General features: G+C 61.9%; 1 protein-coding gene. It reads right to left on the bottom strand.

Annotated elements, in window-relative coordinates; translation table 11 throughout:
• On the bottom strand, nt 1-460 hold a 460-nt coding region (locus tag XAXN_RS19660), incomplete at its 3' end, for a cation:dicarboxylate symporter family transporter (protein WP_134984938.1).
• Between the last annotated feature and the right edge of the window lie 202 nt (nt 461-662).

Below are 662 nucleotides of genomic sequence, written 5' to 3' on the forward strand. Positions count from 1 at the left end.
CGATCAACGAGTTGGGGATGATGTCCATCAGGAAGCCGACCAGGGTCAGGTCGTGCGACTTCTCGACGTAGCTCTTGACCGCACTCTGGTCCAGATCGGCCGGATTGATGTTCATGCCGGCGCCGGGCTGCACCACATGGGCAACGACCAGACCGACCACCAGGGCCAACGTGGAGAAGAACAGGAAGTAGGCCATCGCCTTGCCGAACACCCGGCCCACCGTCTTGAGATGGGTCATGCCGGCAATGCCGGTAACGATGGTCAGGAAGATCACCGGGGCGATGATCATCTTCACCAGCTTGATGAAGGCATCGCCCAGCGGCTTGAGGCTTTCGGCGAAGGCGGGCTCGAAATGGCCCAGCAGGGCACCGAGGACGATCGCCACCACCACCTGGAAATACAGTTGACGATAGAAGGGGACGGGCGCCGGCAGGGGGCCGGCAGGCTTGCTGATGTGCATGACACCACTCCGAGAGACGAGAGAGGGTGCCGAGCAGGCACCCGTTGCACGCATTCTGGCCGCACGTCACATTCCCGGCCGATAGCCCATTGGTATTACCCCATGTCCAGCGGCTGAACGTCGGCTTACACTTCAGCCGCGCCACCGCCGGCCGTTAATCCCGTTTAACGCAGACACCGTTTCTGTGCTGCCGTCGTCCGGA

The sequence above is a fragment of the Xanthomonas axonopodis genome (assembly GCF_001304695.1).
GTDB lineage: Bacteria > Pseudomonadota > Gammaproteobacteria > Xanthomonadales > Xanthomonadaceae > Xanthomonas > Xanthomonas axonopodis.